Origin of the sequence: Janthinobacterium rivuli (assembly GCF_009208735.1) — a bacterium.
GTDB lineage: Bacteria > Pseudomonadota > Gammaproteobacteria > Burkholderiales > Burkholderiaceae_D > Janthinobacterium.
Map to the genome: position 1 here is coordinate 154805 of NZ_WFLJ01000016.1, position 25114 is coordinate 179918.

Here is a 25114-nt window from a genome sequence, read left to right on the forward strand (position 1 = left end):
AGCCGCGATCCAGGCGACCTCCCCCCGGTAGAAATGGATAGTAGAGATCGATAGCCGCCAAAGGAAGCAGGCCAGCGCGAGATTGCAGCGGGCAGGCCCAATCCCAAGCGCGCCCACCGAGAGCGCCCATTCATCACGCCGTGCTGCAACGCTCGCAGGGAACGACGCAAGAAAGAGCCAGGGGCAGGCGGACACGCCCCTTCGCTTGCGCCCTGCTGCATCAGGCGAACGTCACTACGCCGACGGCCATGGCTATGTCAGCGTCGGATTGATTTTGACGTGGTTCTCCACTTCCGTCACGCCAGGCGCATTCCAGGCCGCTTTTTCGGCATCTTCGCGCTCCGTCCACGAGCGCACCGTGCCGCTCAGCACCACGCGCGGACCACGCGCCTCGACGGTGAGGCGGGCCGCGTCGACGGTGGCGCTGCGCTGGAAGGCCGAAATGATCTTTTGCCGCACTTCACCGGCCGAGGCACTTGGCCGCAAACTGATCTGGTTGACGACGCTGCGCACGCCGCGCACGTTATGCACCGCTTCCTCGGCCCGCTGACGCTGATAATTCCACGCCACCGGTCCCTCCAGCCGCAGCACGCCATCCTGCACCACCACCTTGATCGCCTCGGACGAACTGGGCAGCTGCGCCTTGAGGGCCGCCACGGCATCGCGCGCGATTTCAGGATCGGGCCGGGCCTGGCCGGCCAGCCTGACCTCGATATCGTTGGCCACGCCGGCCACCCCGGCCACGCCCTTGACGCAGCGTTCTGCCCGCATCTTGTCGCCGAAGCTGTGCGCGAATCCCGACAGCGTGACCACGCCATCCTTGACCGCCACGGCGATATCGCTGGCGGTCACATCAGCCGCCCAGTCCAGTTCGTGTTCGACATTCTTTCTGACTTCACTATCGCTCAGCATATGCACCTCCGTTAGCCAGTGGATGGAGGCCTCGCCGTCTGGCCAGGCCGCGTGACGCTTCCACCAGCATAGGAGCCGGTCAATGGCCACCCTTGATCCGCATCAATCGTGCATGAAGGCTTCACTACCGCCTCGCTCCAAGCAGTACAACGGGAACCTGCCGCCTCACCGGCCCCAGCGCCGCTCGAAATAGCATTTCGCCGCATACGCCAGCGCGCCGTAGGCGCACAGCAACAGCGGCAGCAGGAGCCAGTACGCAGCTGGCAAGGGCCGAAAGCCAAGAACCGGCCCCAGGGGAGAGTACGGCAGCCAGATGCCGGCCAGGCAAACGATGGCGCCAGTGGCCGACAAGGCTGCGCTGGCCCGGCTGCGCACGAAGGGCGGTCCGGCCGTACGGATGATATGGATGATCAGGGTTTGGCTCAGCAGCGACTCGACAAACCAGCCCGTCTGGAAGAGTGCCGCGTCCTGCCAGGCATCGAATAGCCACAGCATCATGGCAAAAGTGACGTAATCGAACAGCGAACTGACCGGCCCCAGCAACATCATGAAGCGGAAGATGCCCTGGATGTCCCATTGCCGTGGCAGCGCGATGTCGGCCGCGTCCACGTTGTCCGTCGGGATCGCCGTTTGCGAGAAATCATACAGCAGGTTATTCGTCAGCACCTGGATCGGCGCCAGCGGCAAAAACGGCAGGAACAGGCTCGCCCCCAACACGCTGAGCATGTTGCCGACATTCGAGCTGGCGCCCATGCGGATGTATTTGGTGATATTGACAAATACCCTGCGCCCCTCCAGTACGCCGCTGCGCAGGACCAGCAGGTTCTTTTCCAGCAGAATGATATCGGCTGCCTCCTTGGCGATATCGACGGCGCTGTCCACCGACAGGCCCACGTCGGCCGCTTGCAGCGCCGGACTGTCATTGATGCCGTCGCCGAGAAAGCCGACCACGTGCCCCTTGCTGCGCAGCAAACGCACCACGCGCGCCTTCTGCGCCGGCGCCAGCTTGGCAAAGACGCGCGTGCGCTGCGCCAGATCGGCCAGCGCCACGTCGTCCAGGCTGTCGATGCGGCTGCCCAGCACCACCTCGCCCGCGTCCAGGCCGACCTCGCGGCACACCTTGCGGGTGATGACGTCGTTATCGCCGGTGAGGATTTTCACGGCCACGCCACTGTCCGCCAGTGCCTTGAGCGCGGCGGCGGCACTCTCCTTGGGCGGATCGAGGAAGGCGATATAGCCTGCCAGGGTCAGGCCCGCCTCGTCGGCGACGCGGTAGGCATCTTTATTCTCGGCAACGTCCTTGTAGGCGATGGCGACGACGCGAAAGCCATCGTCATTCAATGCCCGTGTCTGCTCTTTGGCGGCGGCAATATGCGTGGCATCGAGCACGCCGCGCTCGCCGTCCGCCTCGTAGCCGCTGCAGACGGCCATGATTTCTTCGACCGCGCCCTTGCAGATCATCAGGTGGCGCCCTTCCGGCGTGGCCACCACCACGGACAGGCGCCGCCGGGAAAAATCGAAGGGGATTTCATCGACCTTGGCATAGCCCGCATCGACGCCCAGCAAACCATGTAGTTCGACATGTTTTAACACGGCCACATCGAGCAGATTCTTCAAGCCCGATTGAAAATGGCTGTTCATCCACGCATAACGCAGTACGCGCTCGGATTCCTTGCCGCGCAAATCCAGGTGGCGCTTGAGCAGGATGCGGTCCTGCGTCAAGGTGCCCGTCTTGTCTGTACACAAGATATCCATCGCGCCCAAATTCTGAATCGCATCGAGGCGCTTGACGATGACCTGCGTGCGCGACATCGCCAGCGCCCCCTTGGCCAGGTTGACGGTGACGATCATCGGCAGCATTTCCGGCGTCAGCCCGACGCCGACGGCCAGCGCGAACATCAGCGCCTCCAGCCAGTCATGCTTGCTCAAGCCGTTGATCAGCAAGACCAGGGGCACCATGACGGCGATGCAACGTATCATCAGCCAGGTGAATTGCCGCACGCCCACATCAAAGGCCGTGGCGGGCCGGCTGCCGGCCGCCTGGTCGGCCAGTTCGCCAAAAAAAGTCATGCCGCCCGTGCGAACGATGAGGCCGGTGGCATAGCCGCTCAGTACGTTCTCGCCCATGAAGCACATATTCGGCAGCTCGAACGGCGAATCGACGGCCAGGGCGCTGGGGCCGGCAAACTTCTCGGCGGGCATGGCTTCCCCCGTCAGCGCCGCCTGGTTGATGAACAGATCCTTCGCTTCCAGCAGGCGCAGGTCGCCGGGAACCATGTCACCCGCCGCCAGGGCGACGATATCGCCGGGAACCAGGGTTGCCATGGGCACGTCCGTGCAGGCACTTTCACCGGCCGGGCCACGGCGGCGCACGCTGGCGCTGTTCGTAACCATCGAGCGCAGGCGCGCGGCGGCGGCGCTCGATCGATGTTCCTGCAGGAAAGACATGCCGATCGCCAGCAAGGTCATCAGGACAATCAGCAGCGCCGCCCGGCCATCGCCCAGCACGTAGGCCGCAGCCGCAAGGCCCAGCAGCAAGGCATTCAGGGGGTGGCGCGCACGCTGCCACAATTGGCGTGCCATGCCGGGCGGCTCTTCCCGGCTGACGACATTCGGGCCGTAGCGCCGCAGCAGCGCCTGCGCGCCATCCCAGTCCAGCCCCGCCGGCGTGGAACCGAGCGCCGCGCAGCATGCCTCGGCATCAAGCTTGCTCAAGGCGAGCAACTGCGCCGTTTCCGCCTGCCCGCGCTGCCGTTTCGCCTGCCACCTGCGTGTCGACATGGCCCTCTCCATCGTTCCGCCGACGCACCCGTGCCGGCGCGCCGCGCGACCAACGCGCCGCTCAAGGGGAAGGCGCCCCGCCCATGGCGATGAACCACTGCGCCGTGTCGGTGTAGCGCTGCTCCTGAGCGCGCGCTACGCCGAGACGTGCTTGCTGATATTGGCGTTGCGACTCGAGCAATTGCAGCAGGCTGGCCTGGCCCGCCTGGTAGCTTTGCCGCGTCAGGTCCAGCACGGCCAGCGCCGTCCCGAGCGCCTTGCGCTGCGCCTCCAGCAAGGCGGCATCGTGGCGCAAGGAATCGAGCGTATCGGCAACCTGGCCAAACGCTTGCAGCAGGGCTTGCCGGTAGGCGCCCAGCTGCGCCGCATAGGCATCGGTGGCGGCGGCGCGCTGGGCCGCCAGGGTGCCCGCGTCGAAGACGGGCGCGACGAGATTGGCGGCGAGGTTCCACAGGCTGGCGCCGCCAAACAGGCCGCCCACGCTCGCTCCCGTCGCCGTCCACTGCGCGCTCAAGGTGATATCGGGATAAAGTTGAGCACTGGCAATACCGATCGCCGCGCTGGCCGCGTGCAGCTGCGCCCGCGCCGCGAGGATGTCGGGCCGGCGTTGCACCAGCCGCGACGGCAGCACCAGCGGCAACTCTGCCGGCAAGCTGAAGTCCCGCAGAGCGAAGGGGGACGGTTCCCACGGCGCCGTCTTGCCGGCCAGCACGGCCAGCGCATGCGCGGCTACGCTGGCTTGCTGCTGCAGCGGCGGCAACAGCGCGCGGTCGCTGTCGAGCTGGCTTTCCGCCGTCAGCACGTCGAGCCGCGCCGATTTGCCGGCCTCGCTCGCCAGGCGCACCAGTTCCAGGTTGCGCCGGTCGACGGCGATGATGTCGCCCACGGCGGCGATCTGCTCGCGTGCCGCCGCCAGGGCGATCGCCTGCAGCACGGTATTGCCGCTCAGGCTCAGCTGTGCCGCCTGCCATTGCGCCAATTGATAGTCCGCCAATGCCTGCGCCTGTTCGACGCGCCGCCGGTTTGCGCCGAATGCGTCGGTGTCAGCGCTCAATGCCGGCCCGAAGGACAGGACATTCTCGGCGCCGCCCTGCACACCGTCGCGCGCGCCATGCGTGCGGGCGGCCGAGGCCGTCAAGTCGATGCGCGGATAGCGCGCGCCGCGCGCCGCGTCAAGCACATGCCGCGCTTGCGCCACGGTCGCGCGCGCGCTTTCCAGGGTCGCGCTGCCGTCCAGGGCCATCGCGACCAGCGCGTCCAGCGCAGGCGAGCCGTATGCCTGCCACCAGCGCACGGGCACCCCCTGCCCCCTGCGCAGCGCTTGGGTGACGCCGCCATCCCCATCCGTCAGGGCGGCCGGATCTTGTCGCGTGTAATGTTCGAAAGATGGCGCTGCCGGGCGCACGAATTCGGGGCCGACGGTGCAGCCCTGCAAGCCGGACGCCAGCAGCAATGCAGCCGCCACGCCCCAAGGCCGGCGCATGGGTGGCGTCAGCGGAGGGGAAGCGTACTCATTCATAGCGCAAGGCCTCGATCGGATTGAGCCGCGCCGCCTTGCGGGCCGGGTAGTAGCCGAAAAAGATGCCGACGGCGACCGAGAACAGGAATCCGCCCGCCACGGCCGCCAGCGAGATGACGGTCGGCCATTTAGCGAGCGCCGAGATGATCACGGTGGCGATGGTTCCCGCCGCGATGCCGGCCATGCCGCCGATAACGCTCATGAATACCGCCTCGGCCAGGAATTGCAGCAGCACGTGGCTGCGATGGGCACCGACGGCCATGCGCAAGCCCACTTCGCGCGTGCGCTCCGTCACCGAGACGAGCAGGATATTCATGATGCCGATGCCGCCCACCAGCAGCGAGATCGAGGCGACGACGGCCAGCAGCGCGGCCATGACCCGGCTGCTGCCTTCGGCCGCATCAGCGATCTGGCTCAGGTTACGCACATTGAAATCCGGCGTATCGCCGGGCCGGATACGGTGCCGGCGCAGCAGGATGGCGTGCACCTCGTCGATCGCCGCAGGTACTTGCGCCGTGCTGGCGGCCTGCACGTAAATCTGATTCACATAGCCGGTCAGTCTGGCTTGCAGGCCGAAGGGATTGGGCGGGGGCGGATACGGCGACGCGGCGTTCGCCGGCTGGCTGGGCGCCGCCACGCCGAGTATCTTGCGCTCGGCCGTGCCGAACGGGATCATCACCAGGTCATCCTGGTCCTGGCCGTACGCCGTCTGGCCTTTCGGCGCATACAGCCCGACCACACGCAACGGGACGCCGCGCACGAGGATGGTCGCGCCCACAGGGCTTTCATCGGCGCCGAACAGCTGGCGATGCACGGTCGCGCCGATGACGGCGACCAGGGCGGCGCCGTGGTCATCGTCGGCGCTCAGCCCCCGCCCTTCCGCCAGATGCCAGTTGGTGACCGCCGGATAGCTGGCCGTCACGCCCTGGATGGCGGTAGTCCAGTTGTGGTCGCCATACTGCACCTGGCCGCCCTGCCGGATCAGGTAGCTGACGGCGCCGACCAGCGTGCTGTCGCGGCCGATGGCGTCGGCGTCGGCCACCGTCAGCGTCGACGCGCTGCCGAAACCGGCCCGCACCCCGCCGCTGGTGGTCGCGCCGGGCACGACGACGAACAGGTTGGTGCCCAGGCTCTCGATCTGCCTGCGCACGGCGTCATTCGCACCCTGCCCCACAGCGATCATCGCGATCAAGGCGGCCACGCCGATGAAGACGCCGAGCATGGTGAGCGCCGAGCGCGTCTTGTTGCGCAGCAGCGCCTGGGCCGCCGCCGTCAGTATCATCGAGAGAAATGACCAGGACGCCGCAATGTGCGCCGCGCTGGGCGGCGCCGGTGGCGGCGCGGCCGGGGTGGCTACGGCCGGGGGCGCTGGCACGGCGCCGCCCGCGCTGCGCACGTCGGACAGCACCGCGCCGTCGCGCATGGTCACGACGCGCTGCGCGTAGGCGGCGATGTCGGTTTCGTGGGTGACGAGCACGACGGTGACGCCCTGCTCGCGGTTCAGCGCCACCAGCGTTCGCATGATCTCGTGCGAGGTGCGCGTATCGAGATTGCCGGTCGGCTCATCGGCCAGCAACACGCGCGGCGTATTGATCAGGGCGCGCGCGATGGCCACGCGCTGCTGTTGCCCACCGGACAATTGCGCCGGCGTATTCCGCTCGCGCTCGCCCAGCCCCAGCAACGCCAGTGCGGCGCGCGCCCGCTCCACGCGCCGGCTGCCTTGCGCGGCCAGCGGCCCGGCATAAAACAGGGGCAAGGCGACATTCTCCAGTGCGCTCGTGCGCGGCAGCAGGTTGAAGCTCTGGAACACAAAGCCCAGGCTGGTGCTGCGAATGTGCGCCAGTTCCGGTTCGCTCAGTTGCGCGATGTTCCTGCCTTCAAAGAAATACTCACCGCTGCTGGGCTGGTCCAGGCAACCGAGGATCGCCATCAAGGTCGACTTGCCCGAGCCGGAGGAACCCATGACGGCGACAAATTCACCGTGCCCGATAGTCAGGTTGACGCTGCGCAAGGCGTGCACATCGACTTCGCCGACGCGATAGGTGCGCGTGACGTTGCGCAGTTCGATGCAGGCGTCGCCCATGCTAGCGTCCCGGCCCCGGCAGGCCGAAGGGCGCGACCGGAGCGCGGCTGGCGGCCGCGCCGCGTTCCGAGACGATCACCGCGTCGCCTTCGCGCAAGGGGCCGCCGATGATTTGCGCATACGCGTCATCCTCCAGGCCGATGACGACGGGCAAGCGATGCGGCTTGCCATTGGCCAGTATCCAGACCTGCCCCGCGCGGGCGCCAGCGCCGCCGGTCCGTTGCGGCGCGACCGCGCCATCCGGCTGCGCGGCTGGCGTCGTCGGACGATAGCGCAGCGCCTGGCCAGGCACGCGCAGCACATGGTCCGCGCGGCTGGTGACGATACGTATCGCCGCCGTCATGCCGGGCTTGAGCGCCAGGTCGGCATTCTGCACGTCGACGACCACGTCGTAGGTCACGACGTTCTGCACCGTTTGCGGCGCCTGGCGCACCTGCCGCACCTGCCCGGAAAACTGCCGCTCCGAGTACGCGGCGACGTTGAAGGTCACGGCATTGCCCACGGCGATGCGGCCGATATCGGATTCGCTGACATTCGTGTCGACCTGCATCTGCGTCAGGTCGGTGGCGATCAGGAACAGGGTCGGCGTCTGGAAGCTTGCCGCCACGGTCTGCCCCTGCGTGACATTGCGCGACACGACCGTGCCGTCGACGGGCGAGACGATGTCGGTATAGCCGAGATTGATGCGCGCCGCTTTCAGCTGGGCTTCATGCTGTGCCACTGCCGCCGCGTCGAGGGCTACCTGCGCCCTGGCCTGCAGCCAGGCGCTGTGCGAGGTATCGGCCGTTTCCTGCGAGACAATACCGCGCTGTAGCAGATCCGCGTTGCGCGCATCGATGCGCTGCGCATAGTCGAGACTGGCACGGTCCTTGGCCAACTGTGCGCGTGCCATGCCGAGCGACGCCGATTCCTGCTCCACGATGGTCTGGTAAGGGCGCGGATCGATCCGGGCACACAGCTGACCTGCCCTCACCCGGGTATTGAAATCGCACAGGACGGCTTGGATGACGCCCGACACATAGGTGCCGACCTGTATCGTGGTGACGGGATTGACGGCGCCGCTGGACACGACCGCCGGCGCGACGCTGCCGCGCCCGGCCACGACGGTCGCATAGTGCGGCAGCGGTCCTGTGGCATGGCGCCAGGCATAGCCCCCGACGACCAGCAGCAGGGCCAGCACGCCGATGGCGGCCAGCAGCCATGCACGGTGCCGCCTGCCATGGATAGCACTGCCCGGCCCCGCTTCAGACGGGCTGCCGATCGTGCCTGTCGGGATGGCATGCATAAGCCAGAAGGCCTCCTACGGATGAATGAAGCAGCGCCCTGTCATCCTATATCGGGGCATCGCCATGCCGCATGACGCAGATCAAGCCGCACCCGTACCACAAATGATCCAGATCATCCCCCAATATCGGCAAGCCGGCCATAATGAAAATTTCCCTAGGCGTACAGGATTAGCCTGCCATCCATGAAACGGCGAATCGGCCTCAAATCCCCTTGCCTGCCACTGCGGAGCAAAGCATGTACAAGACCATTCTCATGTATGCGGACCAGTTTTCCGGTTTCGAACGGCGTCTGGAAGTGGCGGCAGCGCTTGCGCGAGACTACGACGCCCACCTGATCGGCACGACGGCCAGCGGGGGCGCCCAACTCGACTACATTGTCTTTGGCGCGGCAACATTGGCACCGCCGCCGCCGCTCGACTATGAACCGCTGCGCGAGGCGGCCAGGGAGCAGCTGCTCCGCTTCGACAGCAGTTGCAGCCGCCTTGGCGTGCTCTCCTATGAAACCCGTTTTCAGGACAGCAGCGCCGCCGACGCATTGATACTGCAGTCCCTGTATTGCGACCTGCTCATTGCCGGCCAGAGCGATCTGAGCGATCCTGGCCTCGTCTGGTCGACACGCCTGCCCGGCTATCTGGCGCTGCACTGCCCGCGCCCCCTGCTGGTCATTCCCGACGACGGCGCTACCGCGACGTCGCCCGGCCGCAACATCGTCATCGGCTGGAACGCGAGCGCGGCAGCCAGTCGCGCCGTGGCGGGCGCCATGCCCCTGTTGCTGCGAGCACAACGCGTACACATCGCCGTATTCAATCCACGCCAGCGATTCGGGCAGCACGGCGATGAACCTGGGGCCGATCTGGCCACCTATCTGGCGCGCCATGGCGTGCGGGTGGAAGTGCACAGCAGCGTCACCGCCGAGGAATACGGTATGGCCCTATGCCGGCATGCCCGGGACAGCGGCGCCGACCTGATCGTCGCAGGGGCATACGGACACAGCCGCTTCCAGGAGTGGATACTGGGCGGCACGACGCGCCATTTACTCAGTCAAGCGAAGCTCCCCGTGCTGCTGTCACACTAAGGAGGTGGCAAAGCGAGACGATGCATGCATCCCCTGTTTAAAAATCGTTTTCATGCAGGCCATTTACTCGCTCGGCGGCTGCTGGCGTACGCCGCCCGTCAGGATGTGCTGGTGCTGGCATTGCCGCGTGGCGGCGTGCCTGTCGCCTATAGGGTGGCGCGCGCGCTGGCCGCCCCCCTCGACATTCTGATGGTGCGCAAACTCGGGCTGCCAAGTCAGCCTGAATATGCCTTGGGCGCCGTTTCGGGAGAAGGGATGTGCCTGCTCCGCCTGGACAAGATCAAGTCATCCGGGACGGAGATGGCAACGGTGCGCGCCCTGATCGACCGGGAAAGAGCGGAGCTGTCAAGGCGCGAGCTTCTATATCGCGCCGGCAAACCCGCGCTGCCGCTTCACGACAAGATAGTCATCCTGGTCGATGATGGCATTGCGACCGGCTCGAGCATGTGCATGGCGATTCGGGCCGCCCGACGCATGAAGCCGGCAAAAATCATCGTCGCCGTCCCCGTCGCTCCCCGCACAGGCCGTAAAACACTGATACGCATCGCCGACGAAGTGGTATGCCTGCACTCGCCGTTCCCGTTCACTTCAGTAGGCGAGTGGTATGCCGACTTTCGGCAAGTCAGCGACGATATAGTAATGACCTTGCTTGAGAAGCGCTGGAAGCAGGTCAATCGCGCAAGAGCAGAGCATGGGAGGGTGGCGGTACACGGAAGTAGGTGAGCTCGCCGTGGTCAAGCCAGCGTCGTCGTCGATGCGAGAGAACCGGAGCTTGCGCAACAAAGCCTGGCACAGGCTGTCGCTTGGATTGACCGCCCATATTATTCAGATTCATCCAAAAAACACCATGGAAGCGGCTAGCGTTTCGCTTGTCTTCTTTTTTCAAAGCCAATTCACAATTCACGCCCCCACAACCATCGCTGCAGTCTTTATGCAGAGTAATGCCGTCGCACATCTCCAAATCGTCCGATCTTGGAAGGCAGACTATCCTCGAGGTGCAGCAGGCTATGTCCACGCAGCACTTTCCCTCGTTCAGATATCCCCAGCTTGACGAGGTCATCATTTTTGAGCTTGTTGGCATCATCAAAAAGGCCACACACCGCTTTGCCCTTAACTAGCCCGACATTGGCCAATGCGCCATCCATGCCGTTGACGGTCGCGGCCACGCCGGTTTCAAGGGTTTTGGCAGCAACTCCCTTCAGCCTGAAAAGCTGCTCATCAGGAAAACCAGCGGCATCTTGCATTCTATATATCCAATTCAAAGATAATACACGCCCATCGGCAAAGCGGGCTTGCCTGATTTCCTTACCTTTTTTGTGCTTTTAAAAAGATCAATTTTTTCCGGTTCAGCGATCGCTAGTGCTGCCCCCAGTCTATTCATCTCCTTTGAGAACCACATAAAATCCTTCCAACTCAAACCAACAGTTAGAAATAGAATAATTGGAGTGCTAAAAGTAGCGCAAATCAACATAAACCAGACCGGGATGCCACCAAAAAGTGCTGCCAAAATGGCTAGCATATACAATGCAATAAAAGCATAGCCACAACATTTTAAAAGGTGATATTTTTTTGCAATTGTTCCACGCTCAGAATGCGGTTGCATCCATATCTTTTTTTCCTTTACATCAACGACTGCGACAGCAATAAATTCATTGATTTTTTGATACCCAACCACTTGAACCACATCCCCATCCTTAAAACCAACCTTCCAAAAACTCCCGGTCACCAGCTTACCGCCCACATTCATGGCAAAGCCAGTAACAGGATCTCCGTCACTTGTGGCAGCCTGCTCGCTGTGAATGGCGCCAGGCTCGCCCGCGGCAGCTTGGACTATCGCCGCCAAACCAGATACTTTTTTGAATTGTTCAATATTCTTAAAATAATTCACATGTGTATTGGAAGCTCTCAAATCCTCAACAATACCGTTGAGCAACGTATAGGATAATTCATGCATATATTTTTTCTCGATCACTGAACTGGTAATATCTTGCCAGCGATCTCATCAATTTCGCGTTGAGATCGGCTCAGATCGAGCCGAAAATTCACGAGACGTGTATCATTACAATAATCAGGAGGATTGAATTTTGTATTTTGACCGGTGTTTTTTCAAGGCCAATTCACAACTGTATCCAATAAAACCATAGCTATGATCTTTGAATAGTGTAGCACCCTCCCGCATATCAAAGTCTTCGGGCCTTGGAAAACCAAGGGCAACGAAAATTTTCGTCGCATATATCGAATAGTCACGCATGGTTCTGAAACTCCAACATTCAAAAGGAAAACAAAAAATCAGCGGCAAAAAAAATATGGCACCACATGCGGCAATTATGTGCTCGTTCTTTTCCAAGGACACGTCTATAGACAAGAAAAATCCGGCATATGCCACGATCCAGAAAAATAATGTCATGTTCCTTGCAAATTTCATGCAACTCCAAAAAAAAGCCCGTTCTCCGCAATAAGCATTCATTGGCATCATAAAAAAACTATCGTCAATACGGAGCAAACTGTGTACGTACAGCACATCCTTTATCTGTGTCACCACCAATTTGACGATATCACCATCCTTGATCTTGTCCGCGTCTCTAAAAACACCACATACCACTTTGCCGTTCACTATTCCGGCAAAATTGTACATATCTTCACCATCGTAAAAACTCAGCATTGCTGCATTCGCCAATGCACCTGGCATGCCATTGAGGACGGCGGAGACACCACCGGCCGAATTTTTTTCCGCAAGGCTGCTTTCGATTGCACTGAGTAAGTTTACGTTTGTTGCCGCCACATGAAATTCTGTGAGCTTCCCTTCCACTGCGAAAAAATTCTCGTCGGAAGATGTATTTTCATTATTTTCGTTGGCGATCATACATGTATACCGCTGAGTAACGCATAACATAATTCATGCATATGTTTTTCTCTATCGCTCAACTAGCTATACCTCTTCAGAAATGTAATCAATGTTGTGCAGGAAGCGACTCACATCGACCTAAAAATTAACGAGACGTGCATGAGTAAAATATCAGGCGGACTGAATCTTGTATTTCGATCTGTGTTTTTTCAAGGCCAACTCAGAACTGTATCCAATAAAACCATAGCTGTGGTCCTTGAATAAAGCTGCACCGTTTCGAATGTCAAAATCATTTGGCCTAGGAAAACCATGTGCAGCGAAAATTCTTGTTGCACATATAGCATAATCACGCATGGTTCTAAAACTCCAATACTCGAAAGGAAACCAAAAAATTAACGGCATCAAGAATATTATGCCACATGCCGCAATTAGATCTTCTCTTTTCTCCACGGATATATCGACATATGAAAAAATTGCAGCATAAGCCATCACCCACATAAACAATATCATATTCCGCGCAAATTTCATGCAACTCCAGAAAAAAGCACGCTCTCCGCAATAGATATTCAATGGCATCAGCAACAAGCTATCATCAATACGCAGCAAACTGTGTACGTACAGCACATCCTTTCTCTGTGTCACCACCAATTTTACGATATCACCATCCTTGATCTTGTCCGCGTTTCTAAAAACACCACACACTACTTTCCCGTTCACCATTCCGGCAAAATTGTACATATCTTCGCCGTCATACAAACTCATCATGGCCGAATTTGCGAGCGCTCCAGGCATGCCATTGAAGGTGGATACTACGCCACCCGCTAGCGTTTGTTCCGCAAGATTCCTTTCAATGTCATTCAGCAGATCTACCGATGTTCCAGATAAATGAAAATGCGTCAGTTTTCCTTCCAGCGTGAAAAAGGGTTCGTCAGGAAAATCTGGAGTATCTTCCATTTTATTTATCCGATTCAAAGATAATACACTCCCATCGGCAAATTCGGCTTTCCCGATGTTCTCAAATTTCTAGTATTTTTGAAAAGATCAATTTTTTCCGGCTCAGCGATCCCTAGTGCCTTGCCTACCCTATTCATTTCTTTTGAAAAAACCATAAAATCCTTCCAACTCAAGCCAACAGTCACAAACAAAATAATTGGATTCATAAAAGTAGAGCAGACCAAAACAAACCACATCGGAAAACCCGTAAAAAATCCCAATAAAATTTCAAAAACATATAATCCAATAAAAGCATAGCCACAACATTTTAAAAGATGATATTTTTTTGCGAGAGTTCCACGTTCACAATGTGGCTGCATCCATATTTTTTCTTGCTTTGCATCAACGACTGCGATAGCGACAAATATGTGGCCTTGTTCATATCCAACAACCTGTACCTCGTCCCCATCCCTGAAATCAACCTCCCAGAAGCTCCCTGCAACCAGCGTTCCGCGGACATTCATGGTGAAGCTGGTGACAGGATCGCCTTCACTGACGGCGGCCTGCGCGCTGTGGGCGGCAGTTGGTTCGCCCGCCGCAGCCTGCACGATCGAGGTCAAACCGGACATTTTCCTGAATGATTCAGCGCTCCTCAAATAATTCACATGCATGTCGGAAGTTCTTAAATTCCCAACAATGCCGCTGAGCAACGTATAAGATAATTCACGCATATATATTTTCACGATCGCTGAACTGGCAATATCTCGCCAGCGATCTCATCAATTTCGCATAGGAAGCGGCTCAGATAAAGCCAAAATTTACGAGACGTGTATCATTTCAATAATCAGGAAGATCGAATCTTGTATTTTGACCTGTGTTTTTTTAAGGCCAATTCACAGCTATATCCAATAAAACCATAGCTGTGATCCTTGAATAAAGTGGCACCCTTGCGCACATCAAAGTCTTTTGGCCTTGGGAAACCAAGGGCAACGAAAATTTTCGTCGCATATATCGAATAATCACGCATGGTTCTGAAACTCCAATATTCAAAAGGAAAACAAAAAACCAGCGGCACCAGGAATATTATTCCGAACATCGTAATTAAATTTTCATTTTTCTCCAGCGACACATCGACAGATAGAAAAAACATCAGAGAAAGAATTACCCAAACGCCGAATGTCATGTTCCTTGCAAATTTCATGCAACTCCAAAAAAAAGCACGTTCTCCGCAAAAAGCATTCAGTGGCATCATAAAAAAACTATCGTCAATGCGGAGCAAACTGTGCACGTACAGCACATCTTTTCTCTGTGTCACCACCAATTTGACGACATCGCCATCCTTGATCTTGTCCGCGTCTCTAAAAACACCACATACCACTTTCCCGTCGACTATTCCGGCAAAATTGTACATATCTTCACCATCGTAAAAACTCAGCATTGCTGCAGTCGCCAATGCACCAGGCATGCCATTGATGATGGCGGAGACACCACCGGCCAGATTTTTTTCCGCAAGGCTGCTTTCAATTTTACCGAGCAAGTTTACATTTGTGGCCGCCATATGGAACTCTGTAAGCTTTCCTTCCACAATAAAAAAAACCTCTTCGGAAGAAGTATTTTCAACATTCTCTTTTTCCATCGTGCTCTTCCCAAGAATTATGATTGGATAGTTTTTAATGCCTTCTGCAATTCCATTAATTCTCTCTCAACAGAGTCAAATGGCTTTTCACTAAGAAATCCTCTGTTTTTCCTAAAAGTACATGCTTGAAACCAGTTCTCCAATTCATCATCCATGATCCATACTCGATATCCCACTTCGATAACAGTGACCCCTACACCAATAAGGTTGAATCGAGCCAGCCTTACTAATAAAAGAGTTCTTCCGTCTCCAATATTTTTTGCAAGCGCGGCCGCCCCCAAAAAGAATTTGGCCATACTTAATGAAAAACTTGAATTTCTCGCAAATAGCGAGCCCGCCAATCGCAACATCAAAGGAGCAGAATAGGAAAATGCGGCAACCAAACCCGCAATCGCATTATAAGCACCTAATCCTGCCCGGCCTGCATAGATCCCCACAAGAATCCTATTGGTTCTTTCTTTCTTAATCTCATCATAAGCCGAAAGAATATCTAACCAAACTATTAATGAACCAGAAAGAGCCCCAAGAAAGCCCGCTGCCATTTTAAAGCCACCACGAATAATATCAGCACCTTTCTTTATTCCTGAAATCTTACTATAAGGAGAGATTTCCCTTATAGATTTCGTCACGGCATACACCAGATCAAAAGAAATACTACTCAATGACAATATTGAGGCTGCCACTTCAGTCTTCAGCCGGGGAGAGTCGTTGAAATGTGGCAATTTGGTTGCCAGAGAAAGGCTTTCAATTGACATCAAAAGAACACCTATGCGGGCATGGCGGAAATTATTAGTCTCCGGCCTCTTCCCCACATCTAGTTCGTCCAGTGCAATCTTTACCTTGTTTTTTACCTTTGCCTGCTCATCTTCCAGCAGCTTTTCTATGCTTCCTTCCACTTTTGCCGCATCTGCCTGGGCAATTCTGGTGGCTTCTTTTCGCGCCATGCGCTCAGCTTTCTTTTCAATCCCCTGCTCTAATTTATTTTTTTCAGTTTCCGTTTTTAGCGTTTCAGCATATTTCTTCGTTTTTTCTCTTAATTCATCAATGCTTTTTTTCTTCAGAGGAATCATCAACTCCTCGAAAGTTATTTTTTCAGCAAGATCAGCCAGTTTGGAATACAGCAACACACCGACGATACTGGAAATTGCCTTGTCCATCTTCCCGCTTTTGGTCGACAATGCCTGGGTCCACTCCGATATCTTTGCAAATGCCATTCCTTCTATCGTACGGTGATATTTCGACAGGTTACGGATCGGCTTGTCCTTGCTGGCATCTGGATCATTTTTATGGATTTTAAGGACGCCGTCATCACGCAACCATTCATCCCATGCGGAATCAATCTTTTTAAAAGAATCAATCAGGCCTTTGCATGCCTTTAACCACGGTGCTGCCTGTACTTTTGAAATATCCCCAGCAGCGTCGACTTGTTCTTTTGCTTCTTTAAAAGCCTTTTCCGCAAGATCATACAAAGATCTATGGTTGTAAAAATTCGACCGCATGTACAAATTTTTTCTTTCAATTGAACCAACATTCATCCAATTTTTAAGAACAGGTTCATTTTCCTGACCTGAAAACATGCCAAATACGCACCTGGAATATTCAAAATTGAAGCAAAATCCGCTACTGATGTTTTCCTCGTCATAGCTGTCAAATGCGTCAACCAGTTCTGTGGATGTCACCCACTTGACATGATCTGCAGTTCGCTTTCTCGATCTTGCCTCAGCTTCTTTCGACAGTTTATCCAGTGTTTTCCGGAGCAAATCAATTTCCGAGACAGAGATGAGCGATTCATATTTCTTCTCAAATTTTTCGCGCGCATCCTGCTCACTGGTCGCAAGTATCTGCTCGCGCCTTTTTTCCCTCGCATCAGATGTTTTTCTTATTCTCTCCTCGATTATTTCAGCTTCTTTTACACGATTTAATTTTCTGAGCATTTCGGCATTATTTTTATTAATATCCGGAAGCGCCCTCGTGTCCAGGTCATCGAGATTTTTCTTTCTGACTTCCACTCCATATTTGACGACACAGTCTTTGATATCATCAATGCCGACCATGACGCCCATCTTCCGCCGATTACTGACTTTTTCCTTGTCCTCACTATCGAGAAAATTTTCAAGCGGTTGTAGGGCGGCATTTCGGAAATCGTTCAATTCCTGCGTGATGCCGATCGGGTCAAACAGAACAAACGCCGCCGCCCTGGTCGCCATCATGTTCTCTTCCAGCTTGCCGATCCGCCCGCCCGGCGTTGCCAGTGGAGGATTTGCGATGCCTTCATAGGCATCGCAACTTGCCATATAGAGCTGCTGCATGAGAATGTTTCCCAAGGGGCTCTTGCCGGCATTCTGATACTGCCTGGCGAGCACGGCCTCGGGGACATATTTGCCAAGCTCTTCAGGCTTCAAGCTGTGCGGCTGCTCGGTACTGCCTGCCGCCCACTCCTTGGGCAGGAAAACCTGCATTTGTCCTTTTTTAACGCTGGCCTCGGCATTCGCCGCATATGCGTCCAGCCGATCTGTCGTCATGGCGGTGGGCGTGAACAACAGATATATTTTTTCGACAAACTCGATCTTGTCGATCGCGATCATGCTGGCGTTGATGCCGCAGGTGCTGCGGTCGCAAGAAAAATTCACGGCCGCCGATGGCGGCGTATCGACGGGAAATTTCGACAGGAAGCCGTCGTCGTCGGCAAAATAACCTTCCCAATACAGCAGTCCAGATCGCTTGATCAGCACGTACAAGAAACCGGAGCGCAACAGGCGCGGCGCATAACTGGCGTTCTCCAGCTTGATGTGCCTGACCTTGTCGCCAAGCTTGCCGGGCATGGCTGGCACATGACTGGACCCGCCTTCGCCCACTACCGCCGCATAACGCAAAGGCAAAATGAACAAGCCGCTTTTATCGCAAAATTTACAATCTTTCATCGCTCTTCCTGTGAAGTGGGCGGCACGCGGTCATCCTGCTGGGCATCAGGACAGGGGATGCAGACGGGCGTTCAATAGTATGTCCAGCGGCAAACCTTGCGTGGCTGCCATCCGCATCAGCTCCCCGAGGGCCGGGTGCAAGGTAAAGGCCTGGCCGTGCACGACGGCGCGCCAGGCATAGGTGATCTGGTCGTCCGGCCGCTCCAGGCCCACGCTTGCGCCGTGGAGGAGATAGTCGTCGATTTGCGCATCGATGCCTGGCACGATTGCCGTTTGCCTTGCGCGCAGAATGCGCACCACCAGATTGATCTGCTCGATGCGGTCCATCGCCTGCCTGGTTGGCTCATCAATGCGCAGGGGAAGGTCCTGTGCTGCCAGCACCTGCCGCGCTTGGCTATACTGGATCAGCTGTCCATCGCGATCGAGCTGGCACCATCTCTCGACAGGGCCAAGCAGATCGGCAAAACTGCTGCGCCCCGGCATGCCTGGCGCGGTAGACGGCGGCAACAGCCTTGCCAGATGCGGCATGACGCGAGGGTCAAAATAGCGCAGGTAGACGGCATCACCGGACGGATAGCGCAAATTCAGGCGCGCCAGCATGGCGCTGCGCAAGCGCTCCAGCGTCGCTTGGCTAAATAGCCAGGCACAGATTCCGGGCGCCGCGCCCGGTTCGGCATGCTGCTCTTGTGCCAGCTTCAAGCTATGTTCGAGCAGCGCATAGTGCTCGGGCAGCTTGTTTGACAACGCGAGCAGCATCGGTGCACGCTGCAAGTCATCCTCGAAGATCGGGTCGTCGAGCAGCGCGCTGGCCGCGGGCGGCGACAGGGTCGCGATCGCCTCGCGCAGGGGATTGTCGATGAACTGGTCGATCAGGACGACGGTCCTGTCATAGCCGCGGGCCACGTTGTAGAGCACTTCATCGGCGCGCGCCGTCGATACCGCGGCCGAAGACAGCGCTGGCGATGCCGCTTTATCGTCTGACACTGGCCGCTCCCGCCTGCGTGGCATCAAGAAGTTTCAGTGCACACGCTTTCAATTGCCCTGTCGGCAAGGCCAGGGGAGCAGGACTGGCGCTCGCCGGCCCCGTGAACTCCTTCATGCCAGCCTTGAATTCCATCTTGCCGGGTCCATGAATCTCGATATTGCCGCCTTCGAGCTTGATGTAGGCGCCCTGCACCGTCAACAGCACATGCTGCTTGCCGCTGACGTTGACGCTTTTGCTGGCACTGGCCACGGTCACGGCCTTGTCTGCGGTCAATTTTGTTTCATCGGACTGGCTCTGGCTGCTGACCTTGCCGCTGGCGGCGTGCAGGCGGATGCCGGTTTCCTGGTTGGGTTTGTCGGCCTTGCTGGCCTTGCCGTAGGTAAACAGGCTGATGCCGGAACTGATCGCATGAAAATGGTTGCCTTGCGCGCCGAAATTGATGTCCTGCCCTGCCACGATGCTGCTGGTATTGCCGGCGGCGAAAAGGGCGTTGAGCGGCGTCGTGGCGGCGATGCCGGCCGGACTGGACAATTGCAGCTGCGGCGCGCCATAGGCCGTCGCCTGGCTGTCGCCTGAACCTGCCGTACCCTTGAGCATTTCTATGCTGTGCGCCAATTGTTTCAGCGCCGGCAGCGTATCGGGCGCCGCTTCGGCCTGGCCTGGCTCATTGCCCAACACAGCCTTGTGCTTTTGCGCCGTCTCGGCAAGCGATGTCAGCAACGACAGGCTCTGTTCGATCTGGGCCGTGGCTTCCTTCGTATCCATCTGCGCGCCGCTGGCGTTGCTACGCCCGTCGGTCGACAGCAGCAGCCCCTGCCCCGCACGCAACGCGGCGCTGTGCTCGGTTTTCAGTTCCGCGCCGAAGCCGGCGGCGGCCAACCGCTGGTTGTCCGTCTGATGGCGCAAGTGTCCCAGGTTCAACTCGGCAGTACCCTGGTGCGCGCCGGCGTGGCGCTGCAGGGCCACGCGCGATTGCGCCGGGCTGTCATCGAACACCAGCTGGCTGTACGCCGCGCTGCCCTGCTGGCTGGCCTGCATGGCCTGGCTCTTGATGCCGGACAATGCGGCCGGATGCGCATGCGCGCCCGCTTCGCCCGGAAACCAGGCCGGTGCATTGCCGGTAGCCGGTCCGGCGCCGTGGGCCACGCGGTTATTCTGGGCGTCAGCCGTGCCCTGGCCGTTGTAGACAGCGCCGATCACGAGCGGCCGGTCGATATTGCCCTCCAGAAAATCGATCAATACTTCCTGGCCGACGCGCGGCAGCGCATGGCCGCCCCAGTTGGCGCCCGCCACCGGCGCCATGCTGGAGGCCACGCGCACCCAGGTGCCGGCACTGTCGTCGCCCGGCGCCCCCGTATGCTTGCCGGCTTGCGGATGGTCGAGGCGGCTGTGGCTCATGACGCCGCGCTGCCAGTGAAACTGGACCTTGATACGATGGTCGCGGTCGGTGTGAATCACGGCACCGGCCGGGCCCACCACGACGGCTGTCTGCTGGCCATGCACGGTCGGGCGCGGATGCAGCAGTTGGCCATGCTGGTCCTTGCCGCTGGCGCGATAAGGAATATTGCTGCGGATGGCATCGATGCGGTTGCGGTACAAAGGCCGCTCGGCGATGGCGCCCAGCAGCGCGGGCATGCGGTGCAGGCTGCCGGCGTGCTCCTTGCGGATGGCCGCATCGAGCAAGCCCGTCTTGAGCGTTTGCACAATGGACGACTGCAGATCCGCGCTCAGGTTGTTGTGCATCAGGTGCACCGTGCGCACGATCAGGAAGCTGCGTTCGCCATTGCTGCCAGCCTGGTCGAGCACCGGCTGTCCCTGCAAGCTGAACGTGGTGCCCGGCGACAAGGTACGCACGGTACCGGCACCCACATGGACCTCCCTGCCCGCTTCGAGTGCCTGCAACTGGTTGCGGGCGATGCGCTGGCCCTGTTCGCGCGAGGCATAGGCATACGCCCCGGGCGTGTCGCGGCTGAGCAGCTCCACGCCCTGCGCCTGGCCCGCCGCGCTGGCGACACGCTGGCCGAGCGAGCGGTAGTCCCAGCTGCCCATTTCGATGGCATTGGTCTGCTGGCGCAATGCGGTGCGCCAGCGGTCGATGCTGTCGACCTTCATGACGGCGCCCGGCTGGGTGAAATCGATGCTGCTCTGGGCGTTCGGCTGGAACGCGCCGTTATGGTCGGCGACCACCAGGCAGTGGCTGCCCAAGCTGGGGCTGCCCGGATCGCCGCTGTGTTCATAGTAATAAAACAGGCCTTCCTCGTGCATCAGGCGCTGTGCGTAGGCCCAGTCGCTTTCCTGGTACTGGGTGCTCAAGCTGCGCTTCGGATAGGCCGCGCGGTCGAGAATATCGAAACGCCAGGCCGGCGCCAACTTGCCCTGTCCCTGATAGGCGGCAAACAGCGCGTCGAGGATGTCGAATACCGTCATGTCCTGGAACACGCGGCTGTCACGGCCGTGGGCAAGAAATGCGCTCCAGGGTTCCAGGGTCAGCTGGTAGCGCGCCATGCCGCCATTGGCGCCAACCAGTTCGACGGCGGTGAGATGACCGTGGAACGGCCGCAGCGCGTCGGCGCTGGTAGCGGTCAGCAATTGCAGCAGGGCCGGCTGGCCGATCAGGGTACGCAAGGAAATGGCGGCGTCGGTCGACAGGGCCGCGATCTGGAATACGAAGCCCGTGCTCAAGCCTTCCTCGCCGCGCACGCATTCGGCCAGCAGGCGGTCAGCGCCGAGGGGCGTGGTCAGCTGCAACAATCTGCTGGCTTGCGTGAAACTGGCGGGCAAGGACATGGACATCCGGAACTCCATCACGCGGCTTCCCGCACAAAATTATTAAATAAGCACTTTTATCAAAGCCATTACACCCTAGAAATTTCGTTATAGCAAGAGTGATTCGATTGAAATGACTTCAGCAAGGCAAGCTACCGTCGCCAGCGGCGGTCGCATTTGTGATGGCAGGTTCTCAGCGAGGCCGGACCGCATACTTGTAGGTGTGCAGTCCCCATTATGGTCAGAGGACACATGCCATTTGGCATGGGTGGTTGGAACAAGATGAGAGGCAACACTTTATTCCAGTGTTGCTTGTTAAATTGATTTTTTAACAGTAGCGACTTTATCTGATCATCAGAAAGCAAAGGCATGTTCATGAAGTAACGATGGATGTTACTGATTGCCTGAAGCAAGGCCCACAAGATACGATCCTCCCCCTCATATCCGGTGGCAGCCCCGTCCATCTTGTCACCACCCTCGCCACTATCATTGACATGCTTGAATGCCGTTCCCACCCCAAGAATATATGCCTTGATAAAATGTTTATACTCAAACTCATTCGTTTTCCAGTCTATTGTGACAGGCAATACTCCTGGAACGCTCAGCCCTGGATAACAATCATACAACCTGGCCACATTAGAATGGGGCTTTTCTTTTTCTGCAATAATATAGTTATTCCTGGCACCTTCAAATAAAAACCAAAAAAAGCAGGTTTGTGTTACATCCGTCTCCGCCACATCCTATTTTTGGCTTTTCACCAGCCACAAAATTATTTTTACAATAATTAAATTATCTCTCGTTAAAATTTCTCAAAATTAATTGCATCCACCCCGATAAAGATGAGAAAAATTTTACGTTCACGGCTTATTCCTGTTCAAATTTTCAATTTCAGCATTTGCATTGCTTATTGAATCCTCATATGTTCTTTTTAAATATGATCTATATTTCAGATCATCTGGACCCTTAAATTTTGATAGCAAAGCACGATCAGAAATCATCTCACTATCCCAAAACTCCTTCGTTATTTTATCTGGATTTTCTTGAAGTTCCTGCAATAAACCTTCACTATTTCTCAAGAAAATCAACTGGTGTTCCATATACAAACTCCAGCGTTCCCTTCGATATTCCAACGAAGGCACGGGCCAGCCCTTGATCTTGCCAGGCCATTTCGGATGGTCAGGCTGGTAGATGCTCGATACGATGCCCATGCTGCCATCGGCATGACGCAGCACCCACAACTCTTGCGGCTTGTCGTAATGTGGAACCTCAACCATCACCGACTTGCGGATTTCCGGCAAGCTGCCATCCGGTTTTTCGCGCAAATAATATGTGTACTCGATATTGATTTTTGTTCCAGGCCGCCATTTCTCAGGCAGGGTGAAACAGCACATGATGCCGCCAGCCTCATAACGTCCTATCGTTTCTCCGCCGGCCTGATTGGACGGATGCAGCGGATCTTGCAATACATAGGTGAACTCCTGGTCGCTGTAATTGACGCCATGGACACTGACCGAAACGTCGCTTTTATCATTGCAGGCCATCAGCAACGACAGCGTACAGACGAACATCACCCACTTTGACCTTTGCAAGATACTTTTCATCATTAAATAAACCAATAATTCGACATTACATTTTCACCATAGCATATTTTTCATCGCATGCCGCTCAGATATGACTTTGTTAGAACTTGAAGTTTTACCTCCAACACATTACTTATTAAGAGGCAGATGAAGATTTTTTCATCATCCCTCCCAGCATTTCGTGATAATCGGATGGCTTAGAATCGTTACCAGAACAATCTTGGTTCGCAGTAAGATTACCTCGATGCAATTAAACATTGAGAGAACAGCCCCCTTGCAAGGGGCAGGACCATGCTGCTGCGAGGAATATGATCACACGGAACTAAACAGCGAACCAGTCCGAGGGGGGGGCATAAAGTGCTCCTTGCCGCTTGAGGGATGTGCCACCATTTGCGGCCTACGGCATTGTCATAGTTACGGGCAAGTGCGTCAGCTTTATAAGCACATGCCTCATTGGAAATTTTGGATTGCTCTCGCGTCGACAGTTTTAGAAAAATCGACGGGAAACGGCGCGGAATGGGGAGTTTCACTGATCATGATATCAAGGAGTATTGGCAGGTTTTCCGGAGTGAAGAATGGGATGATTTTTACTATCGCCGTCTACATTTGACACAACCACCCTCACCTCGTCATTGGAAAAAAAATGCATATAGATATCTCCTGGCCTATCATATTTTTCCACTTCCACCATTTTTTCTTTAATAATATGTTTTAGTCCATCCGGCATATCCCACCGCACCCGAACCATCATTCCCGGATACCACACTCTCGGGATAGAGGCGCAACAGATTTCTGCTCCCCCCGCCCCCCATCTGGCCATGTTGGCGCCTCCGGCCCCATCCACCGATGCGGAATAAATATATTTCCCCGTATGGTTGACAATACCCACCTGCGCCGTCGCGGTAGGACTTGGGCCAGCTTGCTCAGCCTGCCTGGCCTTGAAGGCGCAGCCGCTCAGCAGCAAGACAGTGCCAAGATACATAATCCATTTCATGATTTTCACCTTATAGAAAATGCTACGTCATTTTTCACTTTACCGCCACATATGGCAATAGAAAAGATAGAACTCCCACGCGTCGTAGATGGTTTAAAAAAAACCAAGAAAAGGTGCAAGAGTGGAGTTTCATTGATCGCAATAAACCTCTAAGGATTGATATTTCCCTGTTTTCCATAGTGACGTATCGGATGAGCAGTGCTATATCCGGGATAAACTGAAACCACAACCCGAATTTCATCGTTTGGAAAAAAATGGATATAAATACTTCCTGTTTCATCGTATTTTTCCACTTCCACCATTTTTTCTTTGACAATATGCGTATGTTCTTCTGGCATATCCCACCGCACCAGAACCATCATTCCCGGATACCACACTCTCGGGATAGAGGCGCAACAGATTTCTGCCCCCCCCGCCCCCCATCTGGCCATATTGGCTCCTCCCGCCCCATCCACCGATGCGGAATAAATATACTTCCCCGTATGATTGACAATACCCACCTGCGCTGTCGCGGTAGGACTTGGGCCGGCTTGCTCAACCTGCCTGGCCTTGAGGGCGCAAGCGCTCAGCAGCAATGCAGCGCCAAGATACATAATCCGTTTCATAATTTCCCTTTCGGCTACAGTCGCGCTGAAATCACGCCCTATGCGAGCGCCTCGATCCGCGTTGCATAGCGCTGCTGCGCCAGGTAAATCTCTTCATCGGCTTTGGCTTGCGCAATATCCTGTATCAAGTTTTCACTCCACACGAATTCTTCGGGTGCTTCTTTCGCCTGGATGCCGGCCGTCGGCATGCGTT

General features: G+C 56.8%; 20 protein-coding genes. 2 read left to right on the forward strand and 18 right to left on the reverse strand.

Features of this window, described 5'->3' with window-relative positions; all coding sequences use genetic code 11:
• Positions 1 to 252 precede the first annotated feature (252 nt).
• From GCN78_RS21175 to GCN78_RS21195, 5 genes are all read right to left on the reverse strand, one after another.
• On the reverse strand, positions 253 to 912 hold the full coding sequence (locus GCN78_RS21175; RefSeq protein ID WP_152253458.1) for a BON domain-containing protein: 660 nt from the start codon (positions 910 to 912) through the stop codon (positions 253 to 255).
• 165 nt (positions 913 to 1077) lie between these two features.
• Complete coding sequence (gene mgtA, locus GCN78_RS21180; protein ID WP_226939762.1) at positions 1078 to 3693, reverse strand: magnesium-translocating P-type ATPase; 2616 nt, start codon at positions 3691 to 3693, stop codon at positions 1078 to 1080.
• Between the two features lie 61 nt (positions 3694 to 3754).
• Positions 3755 to 5176, reverse strand: a complete 1422-nt coding sequence (locus GCN78_RS21185; RefSeq protein WP_193316816.1) for an efflux transporter outer membrane subunit — start codon at positions 5174 to 5176, stop codon at positions 3755 to 3757.
• Between the two features lie 28 nt (positions 5177 to 5204).
• Positions 5205 to 7295 carry an ABC transporter permease gene (locus GCN78_RS21190; RefSeq protein ID WP_152253461.1) on the reverse strand — a complete coding sequence of 697 codons (2091 nt, stop codon included), beginning with the start codon at positions 7293 to 7295 and terminating at the stop codon, positions 5205 to 5207.
• Between the two features lies 1 nt (position 7296).
• Positions 7297 to 8580, reverse strand: coding sequence for an efflux RND transporter periplasmic adaptor subunit (locus tag GCN78_RS21195; RefSeq protein ID WP_152253462.1), 1284 nt, complete (start codon positions 8578 to 8580; stop codon positions 7297 to 7299).
• Positions 8581 to 8816: 236 nt separating this feature from the next.
• Here GCN78_RS21195 and GCN78_RS21200 point away from each other — a divergent pair, with 236 nt between their 5' ends.
• Positions 8817 to 9656 carry a universal stress protein gene (locus tag GCN78_RS21200; protein WP_152253463.1) on the forward strand — a complete coding sequence of 280 codons (840 nt, stop codon included), beginning with the start codon at positions 8817 to 8819 and terminating at the stop codon, positions 9654 to 9656.
• Between the two features lie 24 nt (positions 9657 to 9680).
• Positions 9681 to 10379, forward strand: a complete 699-nt coding sequence (locus tag GCN78_RS21205) for a phosphoribosyltransferase (RefSeq protein WP_152253464.1) — start codon at positions 9681 to 9683, stop codon at positions 10377 to 10379.
• Positions 10380 to 10585: 206 nt separating this feature from the next.
• On the opposite strand, the gene GCN78_RS21210 is transcribed toward GCN78_RS21205, so the two are convergent.
• From GCN78_RS21210 to GCN78_RS21270, 13 genes are all read right to left on the reverse strand, one after another.
• Complete coding sequence (locus GCN78_RS21210; protein ID WP_152253465.1) at positions 10586 to 10900, reverse strand: hypothetical protein; 315 nt, start codon at positions 10898 to 10900, stop codon at positions 10586 to 10588.
• A 14-nt stretch (positions 10901 to 10914) separates the two neighbouring features.
• Positions 10915 to 11610 (reverse strand): putative type VI secretion system effector, encoded by a 696-nt coding sequence (locus GCN78_RS21215; RefSeq protein ID WP_152253466.1) that lies wholly within the window; start codon positions 11608 to 11610, stop codon positions 10915 to 10917.
• Between the two features lie 114 nt (positions 11611 to 11724).
• Positions 11725 to 12519, reverse strand: a complete 795-nt coding sequence (locus GCN78_RS21220; protein ID WP_152253467.1) for a hypothetical protein — start codon at positions 12517 to 12519, stop codon at positions 11725 to 11727.
• Positions 12520 to 12672: 153 nt separating this feature from the next.
• A complete protein-coding gene (locus GCN78_RS21225; protein ID WP_152253468.1) occupies positions 12673 to 13455 on the reverse strand; it encodes a hypothetical protein in 783 nt (260 codons plus the stop codon).
• Positions 13456 to 13469: 14 nt separating this feature from the next.
• Complete coding sequence (locus tag GCN78_RS21230) at positions 13470 to 14165, reverse strand: putative type VI secretion system effector (protein WP_152253469.1); 696 nt, start codon at positions 14163 to 14165, stop codon at positions 13470 to 13472.
• A gap of 113 nt (positions 14166 to 14278) precedes the next feature.
• The gene (locus GCN78_RS21235) at positions 14279 to 15070 is read right to left on the reverse strand and encodes a hypothetical protein (protein WP_152253470.1); all 792 of its coding nucleotides are present in this window, start codon (positions 15068 to 15070) and stop codon (positions 14279 to 14281) included.
• A gap of 17 nt (positions 15071 to 15087) precedes the next feature.
• The gene (locus tag GCN78_RS21240) at positions 15088 to 17991 is read right to left on the reverse strand and encodes a T6SS effector BTH_I2691 family protein (protein ID WP_152253471.1); all 2904 of its coding nucleotides are present in this window, start codon (positions 17989 to 17991) and stop codon (positions 15088 to 15090) included.
• Positions 17992 to 18036: 45 nt separating this feature from the next.
• Entirely contained in the window at positions 18037 to 18975 is a 939-nt protein-coding gene (locus GCN78_RS21245) for a DUF4123 domain-containing protein (RefSeq protein WP_193316817.1), read from the reverse strand.
• Positions 18962 to 21769, reverse strand: coding sequence for a type VI secretion system Vgr family protein (locus GCN78_RS21250; RefSeq protein WP_226939763.1), 2808 nt, complete (start codon positions 21767 to 21769; stop codon positions 18962 to 18964). Before GCN78_RS21250 ends, GCN78_RS21245 begins: the two co-directional genes overlap by 14 nt.
• A 125-nt stretch (positions 21770 to 21894) precedes the next feature.
• Positions 21895 to 22479, reverse strand: a complete 585-nt coding sequence (locus GCN78_RS21255; protein WP_152253473.1) for a hypothetical protein — start codon at positions 22477 to 22479, stop codon at positions 21895 to 21897.
• A 120-nt stretch (positions 22480 to 22599) separates the two neighbouring features.
• Positions 22600 to 23346: a DUF3304 domain-containing protein gene (locus tag GCN78_RS21260; RefSeq protein WP_152253474.1), complete on the reverse strand. Its 747-nt coding sequence runs from the start codon at positions 23344 to 23346 to the stop codon at positions 22600 to 22602.
• 517 nt (positions 23347 to 23863) lie between these two features.
• Positions 23864 to 24316 (reverse strand): DUF3304 domain-containing protein, encoded by a 453-nt coding sequence (locus tag GCN78_RS21265; protein ID WP_152253475.1) that lies wholly within the window; start codon positions 24314 to 24316, stop codon positions 23864 to 23866.
• A 149-nt stretch (positions 24317 to 24465) separates the two neighbouring features.
• Positions 24466 to 24921 (reverse strand): DUF3304 domain-containing protein, encoded by a 456-nt coding sequence (locus GCN78_RS21270; RefSeq protein WP_152253476.1) that lies wholly within the window; start codon positions 24919 to 24921, stop codon positions 24466 to 24468.
• Positions 24922 to 25114: the final 193 nt, after the last annotated feature.

Bases quoted from the DNA above. Each gene is read 5' to 3' on its own strand.
- GCN78_RS21185 (WP_193316816.1), bottom strand. From the start codon at position 5,176: ATGCGCCGGCCTTGGGGCGTGGCGGCTGCATTGCTGCTGGCGTCCGGC.
- GCN78_RS21220 (WP_152253467.1), bottom strand. From the start codon at position 12,519: ATGATCGCCAACGAAAATAATGAAAATACATCTTCCGACGAGAATTTT.
- GCN78_RS21235 (WP_152253470.1), bottom strand. From the start codon at position 15,070: ATGGAAAAAGAGAATGTTGAAAATACTTCTTCCGAAGAGGTTTTTTTT.
- GCN78_RS21240 (WP_152253471.1), bottom strand. From the start codon at position 17,991: ATGAAAGATTGTAAATTTTGCGATAAAAGCGGCTTGTTCATTTTGCCT.
- GCN78_RS21190 (WP_152253461.1), bottom strand. From the start codon at position 7,295: ATGGGCGACGCCTGCATCGAACTGCGCAACGTCACGCGCACCTATCGC.
- GCN78_RS21215 (WP_152253466.1), bottom strand. From the start codon at position 11,610: ATGCATGAATTATCCTATACGTTGCTCAACGGTATTGTTGAGGATTTG.
- GCN78_RS21250 (WP_226939763.1), bottom strand. From the start codon at position 21,769: ATGTCCATGTCCTTGCCCGCCAGTTTCACGCAAGCCAGCAGATTGTTG.
- GCN78_RS21230 (WP_152253469.1), bottom strand. From the start codon at position 14,165: ATGCGTGAATTATCTTATACGTTGCTCAGCGGCATTGTTGGGAATTTA.
- GCN78_RS21265 (WP_152253475.1), bottom strand. From the start codon at position 24,316: ATGAAATGGATTATGTATCTTGGCACTGTCTTGCTGCTGAGCGGCTGC.
- GCN78_RS21175 (WP_152253458.1), bottom strand. From the start codon at position 912: ATGCTGAGCGATAGTGAAGTCAGAAAGAATGTCGAACACGAACTGGAC.
- mgtA (WP_226939762.1), bottom strand. From the start codon at position 3,693: ATGTCGACACGCAGGTGGCAGGCGAAACGGCAGCGCGGGCAGGCGGAA.
- GCN78_RS21260 (WP_152253474.1), bottom strand. From the start codon at position 23,346: ATGATGAAAAGTATCTTGCAAAGGTCAAAGTGGGTGATGTTCGTCTGT.
- GCN78_RS21195 (WP_152253462.1), bottom strand. From the start codon at position 8,580: ATGCATGCCATCCCGACAGGCACGATCGGCAGCCCGTCTGAAGCGGGG.
- GCN78_RS21270 (WP_152253476.1), bottom strand. From the start codon at position 24,921: ATGAAACGGATTATGTATCTTGGCGCTGCATTGCTGCTGAGCGCTTGC.
- GCN78_RS21205 (WP_152253464.1), top strand. From the start codon at position 9,681: ATGCATCCCCTGTTTAAAAATCGTTTTCATGCAGGCCATTTACTCGCT.
- GCN78_RS21210 (WP_152253465.1), bottom strand. From the start codon at position 10,900: ATGCAAGATGCCGCTGGTTTTCCTGATGAGCAGCTTTTCAGGCTGAAG.
- GCN78_RS21225 (WP_152253468.1), bottom strand. From the start codon at position 13,455: ATGGAAGATACTCCAGATTTTCCTGACGAACCCTTTTTCACGCTGGAA.
- GCN78_RS21200 (WP_152253463.1), top strand. From the start codon at position 8,817: ATGTACAAGACCATTCTCATGTATGCGGACCAGTTTTCCGGTTTCGAA.